Annotated in this window: 9 protein-coding genes; 4 read left to right on the plus strand and 5 right to left on the minus strand. The window is 70.6% G+C overall.

Features of this window, described 5'->3' with window-relative positions:
- Nucleotides 1-22: 22 nt before the first annotated feature.
- Together F0U63_RS27620 and F0U63_RS27625 are read right to left on the minus strand one after the other, a co-directional pair.
- Nucleotides 23-859 (minus strand): 5'-nucleotidase C-terminal domain-containing protein, encoded by an 837-nt coding sequence (locus F0U63_RS27620; protein WP_395834095.1) that lies wholly within the window; start codon nt 857-859, stop codon nt 23-25.
- The gene (locus F0U63_RS27625) at nt 859-3,672 is read right to left on the minus strand and encodes a TonB-dependent receptor plug domain-containing protein (protein ID WP_395834098.1); all 2,814 of its coding nucleotides are present in this window, start codon (nt 3,670-3,672) and stop codon (nt 859-861) included. Before F0U63_RS27625 ends, F0U63_RS27620 begins: the two co-directional genes overlap by 1 nt.
- Before the next feature lie 103 nt (nt 3,673-3,775).
- Here F0U63_RS27625 and F0U63_RS27630 point away from each other — a divergent pair, with 103 nt between their 5' ends.
- The 3 genes from F0U63_RS27630 (at nt 3,776) to F0U63_RS27640 (ending at nt 7,478) form a co-directional block, all read left to right on the plus strand.
- A complete protein-coding gene (locus F0U63_RS27630; RefSeq protein WP_395834100.1) occupies nt 3,776-5,326 on the plus strand; it encodes a ChaN family lipoprotein in 1,551 nt (516 codons plus the stop codon).
- A gap of 35 nt (nt 5,327-5,361) precedes the next feature.
- A complete protein-coding gene (locus F0U63_RS27635; protein ID WP_395834102.1) occupies nt 5,362-5,820 on the plus strand; it encodes a YaiI/YqxD family protein in 459 nt (152 codons plus the stop codon).
- A 74-nt stretch (nt 5,821-5,894) separates the two neighbouring features.
- Nucleotides 5,895-7,478, plus strand: coding sequence for an acyl-CoA carboxylase subunit beta (locus tag F0U63_RS27640; protein WP_395834104.1), 1,584 nt, complete (start codon nt 5,895-5,897; stop codon nt 7,476-7,478).
- Here the strand turns inward: F0U63_RS27640 and F0U63_RS27645 are convergent.
- The 3 genes from F0U63_RS27645 to F0U63_RS27655 form a co-directional block, all read right to left on the minus strand.
- On the minus strand, nt 7,475-10,063 hold the full coding sequence (locus tag F0U63_RS27645; protein ID WP_395834106.1) for a response regulator: 2,589 nt from the start codon (nt 10,061-10,063) through the stop codon (nt 7,475-7,477). The two genes, F0U63_RS27640 and F0U63_RS27645, sit on opposite strands and share 4 nt — an antisense overlap.
- A gap of 373 nt (nt 10,064-10,436) precedes the next feature.
- On the minus strand, nt 10,437-11,822 hold the full coding sequence (locus F0U63_RS27650; RefSeq protein ID WP_395834108.1) for a hypothetical protein: 1,386 nt from the start codon (nt 11,820-11,822) through the stop codon (nt 10,437-10,439).
- A 23-nt stretch (nt 11,823-11,845) separates the two neighbouring features.
- Nucleotides 11,846-13,228 carry a hypothetical protein gene (locus F0U63_RS27655; RefSeq protein ID WP_395834110.1) on the minus strand — a complete coding sequence of 461 codons (1,383 nt, stop codon included), beginning with the start codon at nt 13,226-13,228 and terminating at the stop codon, nt 11,846-11,848.
- 199 nt (nt 13,229-13,427) lie between these two features.
- On the opposite strand from F0U63_RS27655, the gene F0U63_RS27660 reads away from it, so the two are divergent.
- The gene (locus tag F0U63_RS27660; protein ID WP_395834112.1) at nt 13,428-13,643 is read left to right on the plus strand and encodes a hypothetical protein; all 216 of its coding nucleotides are present in this window, start codon (nt 13,428-13,430) and stop codon (nt 13,641-13,643) included.
- Nucleotides 13,644-13,712: the final 69 nt, after the last annotated feature.

The following is a 13,712-nucleotide window of genomic DNA, read 5'->3' on the forward strand; positions in this document are numbered from 1 at the left end:
GACCGAAGCACCCTTCCCGGCCCTAGCGCACCACGGGCCGGGAGGGTTTCGCGCAGTTCTCGAAGACGACGCGCTCCTCCTCGTACAAGGGGGGCTTCGGGTCGGCGTGTTGGCTGCGCATCCAGGCCTCGGTGAGCGTCACGTCCGAGGTCCGGCCCGCGGACGAGCTCGCCGTGACGGGGTTGCGCGCCACGTCGGAGGCCGCGTCCTTGAAGATGGCGCCGTAGCCGTCTCCTCCCAGCGCCAGGAACGACGACATGGCCACCCGGTAGTACGGGGCATTGTCCCGCGGGGGCAAGGGCACCGGCCGGTCGTTCACGCTCAGCTCCTGCACGCGCTGCCCCACCGGGCGCGAGCAGTCCACGCGCATCTTGATGTCCTTGGACACCTGCAGGAAGGCGCCCGAGGGCGCGAGGATGGGCTGCCCCGCCGGCGAGAGTCCCTCCACCGAGTGCTCGAACATGGCCACGAGCTGCTTCTCGGTGAGGTCCACCGTCACCACGAAGTTCTCGAAGAGCATCACCTCGTGCAGGAGGCCATTCTTCAGCGGCCCCCGGGGGATGGACGTGCGGGTGACGCACAGGCCCTCGGCCCGGAGCGCGCCTCCGTTGAGGATGCCCAGGTCCGCGGGAGCCCGGGAAGCATCCTCGGCGTGGCGCAGCGCGTCCGCGGCGAGCTGCCCGAGCGCATGGTTGTCATGCCGCGTGTAGATGCGGTCCAGGTAGACATCCACGCCCAGGTTGCCGAGGACCGTCTCGGGATCCTCCACCAGGGGCTGGCACTGATCGTTGTAGCGCAGGCAGCTCAGGCCCGGAGCCAGGGCCAGCGCCAGCAGCGCGACGGTGAACGGTCGGGACATCACAGGTGGGCCCTCAAGGTCAGGAAGGCGGACAAGCCCTCGCGGGGAAGCAGGTTGGGGATGCGGTCCGGACGGGGCACATCATCGCGCAGGTCGAAGTCGAAGACGTTCTGCACCAGCAGCGCCAGCTCGAAGTGATCGGCGATGGGCTCGGTGCGCACCTGCGCGGTGATGAGGTTGTAGGCGGGGATCCGGTAGCGGCGCACCAGCTCCAGCACCGAGCGCGTGTTGTTGCGCCGCTCGGCGCCCGCGCGCACCACGAGATCGAAGTTGATGACGTCTCCAATGGGCATGGAGATGCCGGCATTGAAGCGCGCCTGGGGCGTGTCGGTGAGGTAGAGGTGGTTGGCGGGCAGCTCCAGGTCCTCGGCGCGGAAGAGGCTCGCGTTGACCCAGGCGGTGGCGCGCTTGCTGGCCTCCAGCCGGGCCTCGCCTTCCACGCCGTACACGCGCACGCCCAGCTCGCGGTTGCGCACCGGGACGATGTTGCCCGAGGTGTCCACCGCGGCGATGGGATGGGAGAAGCCCTCGTAGAAGGCATTGCCGCGCAGGCGCACGCGCGCCTCGCCCGCCGTCTGGATGAGGTCCGCGCCCAGCTCGATCGTGTCCACCACGGCGGGCTGCAGGCCCGGGTTCCCCACGAAGCGGCCCTGGTTGTAGTAGGTGTTGGGGATCTGCTCGAGCAGCTCCTGGAGCGTGGGCGGACGGAAGGCCCGGCCGTAGAGCAGCTTGAGCACGAGCGAGTCGGTGGCCGAGAAGACCAGCCCCGCGCGGGGGTTGAGGCTCGTCACCAGGTGCGTGCCGGTGATGGCCAGGCTGTCCTTGTCCACCAGGGGCAACTGGGTCACGTCCGCGCGCAGGCCGAGCGTGAGCGTGAGCGGCTCCACCACCGTCCACTGGTCCTGCACGAAGGCGCCGAGCGCCAGCCGCCGCGAGACCGCGCCCTCGGCGATGTCCTGGATGTCCACGAGCCCCGTCGGCGGCGCCAGCTCGTCACGCCGGCGGCTGTCGGAGGTGTAGTTGGTGAGGTAGGAGTAGTCGTCCAGCGTCTGCAGCTCCCCCACCGCGCCGAAGGACAGGCGGTTGCCCTCGAAGAGCGACAGGTCCGCGTCCACGCTGGCGCCCAGGGAGCTCACGGTGACGAGCGTCTGCTCGAGCATGCCCTCGGAGAAGAGCTGGGTGCGATCATCCGGGCCGGTGCGGAAGTTGTCCGGACCGATCTGGAAGAGCCGGTCCGTGGACTGCCGATCCGCGGACAGGCGCGCGCGCACCCGCGTCTGCTCGTTCACCTGGCGCTCGTAGGTGATGTCACCCAGCAACATCATCCACTTGAGGCGCGAGCCCGGACCCATGGTGTCGAACAGGCCCAGGAGCGCGGCGCGGTCCTCGGACATCACCCGCACGGACGCGGTGAGGCGGTTGCGCGAGGAGAGCGCGTACTCGGCGCCCAGGCCGAGGTTGAGCAGGAAGCGGTCATCATGGGTGTAGCCCGCGGGCTCCAACGGCTCGCGCAGCTTCTGCGCGAGCGTGTCCGCGTCGAGCGCGTCCTTCTCGACGGCCGTCGAGCCCCCCTCCTGGTACCAGACGTCCCCGTCCCCGAAGAGCTTGAGACGATCGAGCCCCAGCGCACCGGCCAGGTGCAGATCCGCGGCGGGCGCGAGCCCCTGCTCCACCTTCTTGGGCACACCGCCCACCGAGGCGGAGGAGAACAGGCCTTCCTCGCGCTGCGTGACGAGGTTCACCACGCCCAGGAAGGCCCCCGCGCCATACAGCGACGAGCCCGGACCCCGGATGACCTCGATGCGCTCGAGGTTGTCCACCGGCAGGTTCATCAGCGCCTTGCCGTCGAAGAAGTTGTTGAGCCGGTGGCCGTTGAGCAGGAAGAGCACCTCGGCGTCGTTGCGCAGGCCGCGCACGGCCGTGCGGTGGAAGCCCTGGACGTCGCGGCTGATGGACAGCCCGGGCACCACGTCCAGCACGTCCGCCACCGTGCGCGCCCCGAGTGAGCGGATCTGCTCGCGCCCGAACGAGGCGGCGATGGCGGGCACCTTCTTCACCGACTCCTCGTGCCGCGTGGCCAGCGCCAGCGTGTCCTCGGCGGTGTAGAGCGCCAGATCCTCCTCCATCTGCGAGCGCGCCGACTCGACGGGGGCGGGCTCGGGAGGAAGCGGGCGCGAGGGCCGCTCCGGGGCCGGGGGCGCGGCGGCCGGCTCCGTGTCCGCGGGCAGCTCGGCGTTGAGCGCCGCCATGGCGTCATCGGCTTCGGACTTCCGGGCCGGCTCGGGCTTGCGCGCGGGCTCGGACCGGGTGGGCTCGGGCTTGCGCGCGGACTTCGCGGGCTCGGGGGCTCGCGAAGCGGGGGGCGCACGCGGGGGGGCTTCCGGCTCCGGGGGCGTCCGGGTCGACAGGGGCGGCACCCGGGCCGGAGGCTCCGCGCCCGCGACGAGCACCCGGGCCGGACGCGTGGCGCTCTTGAAGAGCGGCACCCGCTCTCCACCGGGCGTGAAGCCCTCCACGTAGTACTCCACCCCGGGAGCGGCCAGGTGCGTGCCCGGAATGACTCCCCGGTAGAGATCGCCGTACTGCAACTCCATGGGCGTCTCGGTGTAGGGCTCGCCGGAGCCGCGGTAGCGCAGCACCACGCGGAGGATGCGCTGGGTGCCGGTGAGCACGCCATCCACCACCAGGGCCTGGCCGGCTTCCGCCTGATCCGGGGGGTTGTGAAGCAGGGTCGACTTCTCCTGCGAGTGGACGGGCAGCGCCACGAGCAGCACGAGCGCGAGGAGGATGGAGCGGGGGCGTGAGCAGGCCACGGGGATTCGGATCGTCCACCGTGGGCCCGGACGCGTCAAGGAAGGGGGACGCGGTCGCTGAATTTTTGCCGGTCCGGCGGGTGCATGCGAGTGGTGACCGCCCATGCGCGCGTCGCTCGCCCTCCACCTCGCCCTGTTCCGCCGCCAGAAGGCCCAGATCGCCCGGGCCGTCGAAGGACAGTCGGCGGCCTTTCGCGCCTACGAGGCCCGCTACCGCCGGCGGACCTCCGACTACCGCCAGATCCTCTCCGCCCACGCCGTCTCCCAGCAGGTGCGCGCCGCGGACGTCATCTACGTGGGCGACTACCATACGCTGCCGCTCGCGCAGGAGACCTACCTGAACCTCGTGGAGGGCGTCCGGGAGGCGGGCCGCCCGGTGGTGCTCGCGCTCGAGTGCGTGGAGGGCCGGCACCAGGCGTCCGTCGACGCGTACCTGGCCGGACGCCTCACCGAGCGCGCCCTGCTCTCCCGCCTGGGACTCGGCGCGGGACAAGGTGCCTGGTCCGGGGCGCGCACGCTGCTCGCCTACGCCCGGCGCCACCGCCTGCGCGTGGTGGGCATCGACCGCCGCGCCCAGGGCGAGCGCTCCCTGGAACTCCGGGACGCGTACGCGGCCGAGCGCATCGCCCGGGCACTTCGGGCCGAGGACTCCCCCCGGGTGGTGGTGCTCGTGGGCCAGTACCACGTGGCGCCCTGCCACCTCCCCGCCCAGGTGGAGCGGGCACTCGGCGAGGCGCACGGCCTCAAGGGGCTCGTGGTGTACCAGAACGCCGAGGGCGTCTACTGGCGGCTCGCCCGCGAGGGCAAGGTGGGCGCGGCCCAGGCGGTGGAGCTGACGGATGGGGCGCTGTGCCTGCTCAACGCCTCGCCCGTGGTGTGCCAGCAGAGCTTCCTGGACTACCTCGAGGCCGAGTCCGGGGACTCGCCGCTGCGTGAACGCGGCGCCGCCGAGCGCTTCCGGGAGATGGCGGGCCTCATCGGACGGCTCGCGGGCGTGCCGGTGGGCCGCTGGCTGGACGAGGCCGAGGTGGTGACGGCGGCGGAGGGAGACGCGCTCGAGCGCATCCAGCAGCGGGGCCGCTTCACCCAAGGTGAGCTCGTGCAGCTGCGCCGGCACATCCTCTCGCGCGAGAGCTACTACATCCCCCGGGCGCGCACGGCGTACCTGGCGTCGCTGTCCCTCAACCACGCGGCCGAGGAGGCGGCGCACTTCGTGCGGCACTGCGCCGTGGGCGACGCCATGGAGGCGCCGCGCCGGGCCTCGGATGCCTTCTACGCGCGCTGCGTGGAGGAGGCGCTGGGCTTCTTCGGCTCGAAGCTGGTGAACCCCCGGCGCGTCTGCGTGGGGGCCGGCGAGTGGGCCCTGCGCTTTGGCCAGGCCCGGGGCGTGGAGCGGCAGATCGCCGCGTTCGTGCTCGCGCACAAGGCGGCCGAGGTGGAGGTGCCGGACGAGGCGGTGAAGCTGCTGCCCCTGCGCAAGGACCGGCTCTTCCATGGCGTCAGCCACGCGCTGGGCTACCTGCTGGGCGACACGCTCTACCAGGGCTTCGAGACGGGCCGGGTCGAGCGCGCCGAGGTGCGCGCCCTGTTCCGGGATCCCCTCGAGGACCCGCGCGCCACCTACTTCCAGTGGGTGCGCCGCCTGTCCTCCTGAAGACGCGCTGAGGACATGAGAGGATGGGCGGCGACATGAAACTCTGGGTGGATGCCGATGCCTGTCCCGGTCCCGTGCGGGACATCCTCTTGCGCGCCTCGCAGCGCTTGGGGCTCCCCATCGTCTTCGTGGCCAACAAGACGCTCTCCCTGCCCCGCTCGGAGCTCGTCTCCTCGGTGCGCGTGGGCAGCGGGCTCGACGTCGCGGACCAGTACATCGCGCAGCAGGCCCGGTCCGGAGATCTCGCCGTCACCCAGGACATCCCGCTCGCGGCCCTGCTCGTGCCCAAGGGCGTCGTCGTGCTCGATCCCCGCGGCGAGCTGTTCACCGAGGACAACATTTCCGAGCGCCTGTCCGTGCGCAACTTCATGCAGGAGCTGCGCGAGAGCGGCGTGATGACGGGGGGCCCCAGCGGCTTCTCCTCGCAGGACCGCCAGCAGTTCGCCGCCGCCCTGGATCGCGAGCTCGCGCGATTGCACAAGCCGCGACCGTAGACGCCCCTCCCCTCTTCCGGCCCGGCGCGCCGCTCTGGCAAGGTAGCCGCCAGTCCTGCCGGGGAGGCCACACCATGAAGATGAAGGAACGGGTGGAGAAGCTCGAGGAGCAGCGCCGCCGCAACGAGGGCCTGGGAGGACCGGAGCGCATCGAGCGCCAGCACGCCAAGGGCAAGCTCACCGCCCGCGAGCGCCTCCAGCGGCTCTTCGACGAGAACACCTTCGAGGAGATGGGCCTGCTCGCCGGAGCCGATGGCCACCTGCCCGAGGAGGAGGACCCCTCCCGGCCCTCGTCCGCGGACGGCGTCATCACCGGCGTGGGGGAGATCGACGGACGGTCCGTGGCGGCGGCCATCTACGACTTCACGGTGTTCGGCGGCTCCATCGGCACGGTGGGCGAGCGCAAGGTGGCGCGCATGCGCGACCTGGCCCTCAAGCACCGCATCCCCATGGTGTGGCTGGTCGACTCGGCGGGCGCGCGCCTGGAGGCGGGCGGCGACGTGGACCCCCGGCGCCTCGCGGGCTTCGCGGACACCGGCTACCTCTTCCGCGAGCAGGTGGTGATGAGCGGTGTGGTGCCCCAGATCGCCGCCATGGTGGGCCCCGGCGCCGCCGGCACCGCCTACATCCCGGCGCTCGCGGACTTCGTGCCCATGGTGAAGGGCACCAGCTCGCTCGCCCTCGGTGGCCCCTACCTCGTGGAGTCCGTGGTGGGCGAGAAGGTGACGGAGGAGGAGCTGGGCGGCTCGAAGGTGCACACCGAGGTGTCCGGCGTGGCCGACGCCGAGTACCCCGACGACGCCACCTGCCTCAGCGCCATCCGTGAGTACCTGTCCTTCTTCCCCTCGCACTGCGAGGAGCGGCCTCCGCGCCGGCCCACGGCGGACCCGTTCGACCGGCGCGACGAGTCCCTGCTCACCGTGGTGCCCGACAGCCCGCGCCAGGCGTTCGACATGCACAAGGTCATCCTGTCGCTGGTGGATGAGCGCAAGTTCTTCCCGCTCAAGCCCCGCTTCGCGCGCAACCTCATCACCGGCCTGGCGCGCATCGACGGCTGGCCCGTGGGCATCGTGGCCAACAACTCCATGTACCTGGGCGGCATCCTGGACGTGAACGCGGCGGACAAGGCGGCGCGCTTCATCAACCTGTGTGATGCCTTCCAGGTGCCGCTGCTCTTCCTCCAGGACGTGCCGGGCTTCATGGTGGGCACCAAGGTGGAGCAGCAGGGCATCATCCGCCACGGGGCGAAGATGATGTACGCGGCCGCCAGCGCCACCGTGCCCAAGTTCACCGTGGTGGTGCGCAAGGGCTACGGCGCGGGCTACTACGTCATGAACGGCCGGGCCTTCGAGCCGGATCTCTTCATCGCCTGGCCCGGCGCGGAGATCGGCGTCATGGGCGCCGAGGGCATGGTGGCCATCGCCGCGCGCAAGCTCCTGCAGGGCGCCGAAAGCCCCGAGGCCGCCGAGGCCATGAAGAAGCAGCTCGCCGAGGGCCTGCGCCAGCACATCCGCATCGAGCGCACCGCCGCGCTCGCCATGGTGGACGACGTGGTGGATCCCCGCGACACGAGGCGCCTGCTCGCGCGTGCCCTCAAGCGCTCGGCGAACAAGAAGGTGGAGCGCCCCTTCCGCCGCCGGGAGATCTCCCCCGTCTAGAGGCCCTCCCCCACCTGCTCCAGCGCGCGCTCGATCTGCTGCAGCGCATAGGGCTTGGGCAGCACCACGGCGCTCAAGCCCTTGTCCAGGCCCTCGGTCGCGTTCCCATACCCCGAGGCGACGATGACGCGCAGGCCGGGCACGCGCCGCACCGCCTCGCGCGCCAACTCCACGCCCGACATGCCCGGCAGGCTCACGTCGGTGAACAGCACGTCGAAGTGGCTGGTGGACAGCGCCGCGCGAGCCTCCTCCGCGCTCGGGACCGCCAGCACGTCGTGCCCGAGGATGCCCAACAACTCGTACGCGGACGTGCGGATGTCCTCGTCGTCCTCTACGAGCAGCACGCGCAGGCGCGTCTTCTTCGGCGGCTCGGGGGCACGCGCGGCCCGGACCCGCTCGCGCCGCAGCGCCAGCATGTCCCGCGCGCTCTGCCGCTGCTGACGGTTGCGCAGCATCATGCGGATCTTCCGCGCCATGTCCTCGCGCCGGTAGGGCTTGACCAGCAACGCGACACCCGGATCCAGCCGCCCGCCATGGACGATGGCGTTCTCCGTGTAGCCCGACGTGAACAGCACCTCGAGCTCCGGCAGGAAGTGCCTGGCCTGCCGCGCCAACTCGGGGCTGCGCACCGGGCCGGGCATCACCACGTCGGTGAACAGCAGATCCACCGGCATGCCACTCTGGATGATGGCCAGCGCGCTCTGGGCATCCCCGGCCTTGAGCACCCGGTAGCCCAGCTCCGTGAGCATCTCCACCGCCGTGGTGCGCACCGCGACGTCGTCCTCCACCACCAGGATGGTCTCGTTGCCCCCCTCGATGGGCCCCTCGAGCACCTCGGCCGGCGCCGTCTCCGCCTGGAAGGCGCGGGGCAGGTAGATCTTCATCGTCGTGCCGTGGCCCACCTCGCTGTAGATCTTCACGTGGCCCCCCGTCTGCTTGACGAAGCCGTACACCATGCTCAGCCCCAGCCCCGTGCCGCGGCCCTCGGGCTTGGTGGTGAAGAAGGGCTCGAACGCGCGCTCGAGCACCTCGGGAGACATGCCGCAGCCCGTGTCGGAGATGGCCAGCAGCACGTACTGGCCGGGCACCACGTCCTGGTGCAACTGGGCGTAGTGATCGTCGAGCATGGCGTTGCTCGCCTCGATCGTCAGCCGGCCGTGGGCCTCCATCGCGTCCCGGGCGTTGATCGCCAGGTTGAGGATGACGTTCTCCAACTGGTTCGCATCGGCGAACGTGTTCCACAACCCGCCGGAGATGACCGTCTCGACCTCGATGTCCTCGCCCAGCGCGCGGCGCAGCAGCTCATCCATGCCGCGCACCAGGCGGCCCAGGTTGATGACCACGGGCTCGAGCGGCTGGCGCCGGGCGAACGCGAGCAGCTGCGCGGCGAGCTTGGCGCCGCGATCCACCGCGCCGACCGCCGTCTGCAGGCGCCGCTGGCCCCGCTCATTGCCGGCCACCTCGTTCTGCAAGAGCTGGAGGTTGCCCCCGATGACCTGCAGCAGGTTGTTGAAGTCGTGCGCCACCCCACCCGTCAGCTTGCCCACCGCCTCCATCTTCTGGGCCTGCCGCAGCGCGGCCTCGGTCTCGCGCCGCTCGGCCTCGCTCTGCTCGAGCGCCTGGGTGCGCTCGCGCACCAGCTCCTCCAGGTGCTCCTGGTAGCGGCGCAGCTCGTCCTGGGCGCGCTTCTGCTCGGTGACGTCCTGCCCCTGGGCGAAGACGCCCGAGATGGTCCCATCCGGCTCGACGATGGGCTGGTACACGAAGTCGACGTACACGTCGCTGAGCGGCGCGTCCGGCGTGCGCTGCAGGCGCACCAGGATGCCCCGGCCGACGAACGGCTCCCCCGTCGTGAGCACCTTCTCCAACAGCGCCGGGAAGCCCTGCTCCACCGTCTCCGGGAGCGCCTCGCGGATCGGCTTGCCGAGGATGTCCCGGTGGCCCACGAGCTGGAAGTAGGCGGGGTTGCTCATCTCGAAGACGAGGTCGGGCCCGCGCAGCACCGTCACGAAACCCGGCGCCTGCTCGAACAGCCGGCGCAACCGGTTGCGCTCCTCATCCAGCGTGCGGTTGGCGTCCTGGACACTGCGCGCGCGGTGGAGCACACCGGCCTCGAGTTGATCCCGGAGGGGCCCGTCTTCCTGCGCCACCCGCGCGGCACGCACCGTGCGCTTGAGCTCCTGCAACTCCGTCACGTCCACGGTGTGCTGGAGGATGAAGGCCACCTCGCCCCCCTCGTCGAGCAGCGGCGTGTGGGTGGCGCTCCAGAAACGCTCCCGGACGACGATGCCCTCGGGCGTATGCAGGGGCACCCGGTAGGGGATGAGCGCCAGCGTGTCCGGCGTCCGTCGCTTCAGCACCCGCTCGAACGACTCGCGCAGCAGTCGCGCCGGGAGGTTGTCCGGATCGTTCGGATCATTGGGAAACGCCGCCAGGATGTGCTGGCCGACGATGTCCTCGAACCGGCTCGCCGTGACGCGCAGGTAGGCCTCGTTGGCCGCCACGTAGCGCAGCTCACGGTCCAGGATCATGTAGGGGTTGGGCGAGAGGTTGAAGATCCTCTGATAGTCAATAGTCACCGACATATTTCCACGAGGGCCCGTGCCCCCCTCTCCCATACCTTGGAACGGCAACTGATCCAGCCCGGTGGCGCTTTTACCCAAACGTATCGCTCCCATTCCAGACCCGGCTCGCGGCCGGCGGATCCGTTCATCAGTCCACAAAGAGCACACGAACCGAGCACACGAACCCGCCGCGCGGGAAAAGCCTTCCGGCTTCCGCGCGACTCAGGCATGGGGGGCTGAGGAACATTTCGGGAGGGACGGCGTCTGGCCGCGACCGCTCCCCCGCCCGCTTGGGCATACGGAGCGCGGAGCGGGGCGCCAGAGGCTCGAGGGGCGGCCGGGCGCCAGAGGGCCCGACCGCCGGTGGGCAGGCCAGCAGCCGGCCAGCGCGGGACTACGGCAGGACGTTGAAGTCGCCCGCCTTCAGCCGGTGCTCGAGGGCGGGGGTCATCACCGGCGCGGCGAACTCGGCGACGCTCGCCGCCGGCATGCGCAGCTCCAGGCCCCGGCCCAGGCGGTGGTAGAGGGCGTTGGTGCCCAGCGAGAAGAGCCGCAGCTCGCGCAGCGCATAGGCGCCCTCCATGCGCGACAGGCCCACCTGGCCCGCGTCGAAGCGCAACGTCAGGGTGTGCGAGCCCACTCCGAGCTGGTCCGTCACCTGCGCCTCGGCCACCGGCCGCTCCGCGCCCCGGCGATCCGTGGCCACCAGCGTGCCCGACACCTCGTAGCGATCGCGCGCCTGGCTCTCCAGCACCACGTCCACCTCGAAGGACGCCACCTTGCCAGCCGCGTCGCGCACCAGGCGCGGACGCCCCGCCGAGACGATGCGCGCCGTGGGCACCGCGAAGCCCACCGACGTCTGCGCCAGGCGGTCGAAGTCCTTGCCCTCCGAGCGGCCCGTCGCGCGGACCTCGAGCACCCAGGCACCGGGCTCATCGCGCTCGCTCAGCACACGCGAGACGAGCGCCCGGTACTCCTGGCCCACCTGGACCACCGGCACCGTCCGGTCCCGCTCGAAGCGCGGGTTGTAGAGCGTGGCCTCGAAGCGCACCTTGTCCAGGCGGGCCGTGGAGTGCAGGTCCACCGTCACGTAGCCCTCCTCGCCCGGGAAGAACTGCATGGCCGAGGCGGTGAGTGACAGCTCGGTGGGCGAGGACGGCAGGCGCACCTCGATGGCCATGCCCACGCGGGCCGCCTCGGCGCCCACCCGCACCTGATAGGCGCCCGCGCTCATCTCCCGGCTCATGCGCATCAGGGTGACGGGCCGGGAGATGCCCTCAGCCTTCAGTCGCGAGGCATTCACTCCCAGGGCTTCATCGGCGGAGCGCGCCGCGCGCACGTCCGCGCGCACGCCACGGGGGTCGAACATCGACATGTCGCGCAGCGCCTGCTCGCCGCGCTGGGCGTCCGTGCCCTTGGGGATGAACATCACCCAGGCGTCCTCGGGCGTGTCGATGGGCAGCGAGAGCTGCTGGGGCGCCGAGCCCGGAGCCACGTGCAGCACGGTGGACTTGGAGCTCCGGGTCTCCGGCGCGAGGGGCGGCACGAGCGGCTGCTGGGGCGCGCCGGGGTTGGACACCGAGACGAGGCCCGGAGCGAGGGGCTCACGCACCTCGCGCGGGAACAGACGCGCGGGAGCGACATCGCCCGCGACGCGCCGGGCGCTCGTGGCCAGGCTCATGGAGGACGAGGACTCCGGGGCATTCGGGGTGAAGCCGCCGAGGAGGACCACCGCCAGGGCCCAGCCGGAGGACTGAACGAGGGAGCGTGGAAAGGTCATGGTCTTGGACTCTCGGGGGAGCATCAGTGAAGGGCCTCGACGACGGAGTAGTTCTCGCGGTTCAGGGTGTAGTCCCAGGACAGCGCGCCGCAGAAGTTGGAGCCGCCCGGAGGCGCCTGGACACAGTCACTGGCGCCCGTCGAGCCCACGGCGGCGTCGAAGCCATACTTGGCCACCAGGCACGCGTCGCAGATGCCATCGCCCTGCCACGAGTCGGGGCAGACCGCGCCCGCGGTGGAGTAGCTGGCGGGATTGAGATACGGGTTCCAGCTCTCGGTGCTGGGGATGCGGTAGGAGCTGGAGTAGCCGTAGGCGACGAGGCAGTCCGGCTCGGGGTAGCCGTTCTTGAGATCCTCGCTGGTGCAGCCGTACTTCCAGACAGTGTTCCCGGTGGAGTAGTCGTAGGCGTAGCCCGAGTAGTAGTTGTTGCAGGCCTGACCGGCGGCCAGCACGTTGGTCTCCGGCGTCCACGTCTGCTGCGAGGGCGCGGGGATGGGGGCGTTGGCCACCTTCTTCGCGATGAGCGCGCCGCTGTTGTGGCAGCCCCGGCGCGACTGGTGATGGTTGAGGCGCCCATCGTCGATGATGATGTTGCCGAAGTAGCCCGAGCTGTCCGCGCCGATGAAGCCATCGGTGCTGGCGTTCCAACTGCCCCAGCCGAACAGCGCCGCCGCCTTGAGGCCCACGGCGTAGAGATAGCCGCCGCAGTGCGCGTCGCTGGAGAAGAGGTTGGCGTAGACCTTGTTGCCGCGCACCACGGAGATGGGCTTGCCACCCACCGACGTGGCCCCCTGGGCTCCGGCGAAGGTGCCGTTGGAGTTGTAGAGGCGCATGTTGTCCGTGCGCTGCTGCACCACGGCCGGGTTGTTGTAGCTGCCACCGCCGAAGAACTCGACGACGCTGTTGGCGATGTTGAGGAAGGAGCCGCTGGTGGTCACCTTGTCGGCCAGCGGCGTGCCCGCCAGGTCCGGCGCCGAGAAGATGACCTGGGAAATCTTGCTCGTCACGGCACTGACGACGTTGCCCTGGGCACTCACCGCGCCGGTGTGGCCGAGCATGTAGCGCACCGGGCTCGAGCCGTTCGAGTGGGTGATGACGGTGAAGCTGGTGATGCCCTTGGCGTTCACCCAGGGGACGATCTGGTCGACGATGGAGCCCCAGCTGCACTGGCTGAAGCCCGCGCAGGAGGCACCGGGATAGCCCACGACGAGGTAGGGCAGACCATTGCTCATCGTGGTGAGGGCGCTTTGCGTCCAATAGCCCGTCGTCGCCGAGCTGACTGATTGATCGCCCGTCCCATGGATGAAGACCACGCCGGGACCCGCGGCCTGGGCTTCGCCGTTGACGCAAAGCAGCGCCGCGCAGGCCGTGGCGAGTGCCAGGCCTGACCTGTGAAGCAGATGCATGGAGAACCTCCTGGAGAGGCCGTCGAGCGCGGCCCCGCACAGCGGTCGAGAGAGCAAGCGACTTTAACAGAACGACGACAGGGATTCCCCGGCCCCCCAGTGAAGGGGGCTTGCGTCGACCGGGCGCGTCAAGAATTGATCCCGTGCGGCTCGGAATTGATAGGGTTATCTCCGCCTTCCGCCCCCAAGGAGCAACGCGGTGAACGCCCTTCTCATACGCCTGGTGTGTGGTCTGCTCTTCGCCGCGATGGCGCTCGGCGCCGTGGTCCATCCGCCCAAGGATCTCACCCAGGGGTTGGGCATGCTGCTGCCCATGTCCATGCTGCTGGGCTACGCCATCAAGGGTTCCCCGCGCCGCTCGTTGATTCCCAAGCGCAAGGCGGCCCCGCCCCCTCCGGACGTCTCGGGCACGTGAGGCACGCCGCCCCGCGTCACGGTTTGCCGCGCACCGGGGCAGAAGTGACGCTTTCGATACCAGATGTGA

It is taken from the genome of Cystobacter fuscus (assembly GCF_044360685.1).
GTDB lineage: Bacteria > Myxococcota > Myxococcia > Myxococcales > Myxococcaceae > Cystobacter > Cystobacter fuscus_C.

Bases quoted from the DNA above. Each gene is read 5' to 3' on its own strand.
- F0U63_RS27645 (WP_395834106.1), bottom strand. From the start codon at position 10,063: ATGTCGGTGACTATTGACTATCAGAGGATCTTCAACCTCTCGCCCAAC.
- F0U63_RS27650 (WP_395834108.1), bottom strand. From the start codon at position 11,822: ATGACCTTTCCACGCTCCCTCGTTCAGTCCTCCGGCTGGGCCCTGGCG.
- F0U63_RS27630 (WP_395834100.1), top strand. From the start codon at position 3,776: ATGCGCGCGTCGCTCGCCCTCCACCTCGCCCTGTTCCGCCGCCAGAAG.
- F0U63_RS27635 (WP_395834102.1), top strand. From the start codon at position 5,362: ATGAAACTCTGGGTGGATGCCGATGCCTGTCCCGGTCCCGTGCGGGAC.
- F0U63_RS27640 (WP_395834104.1), top strand. From the start codon at position 5,895: ATGAAGATGAAGGAACGGGTGGAGAAGCTCGAGGAGCAGCGCCGCCGC.
- F0U63_RS27655 (WP_395834110.1), bottom strand. From the start codon at position 13,228: ATGCATCTGCTTCACAGGTCAGGCCTGGCACTCGCCACGGCCTGCGCG.
- F0U63_RS27620 (WP_395834095.1), bottom strand. From the start codon at position 859: ATGTCCCGACCGTTCACCGTCGCGCTGCTGGCGCTGGCCCTGGCTCCG.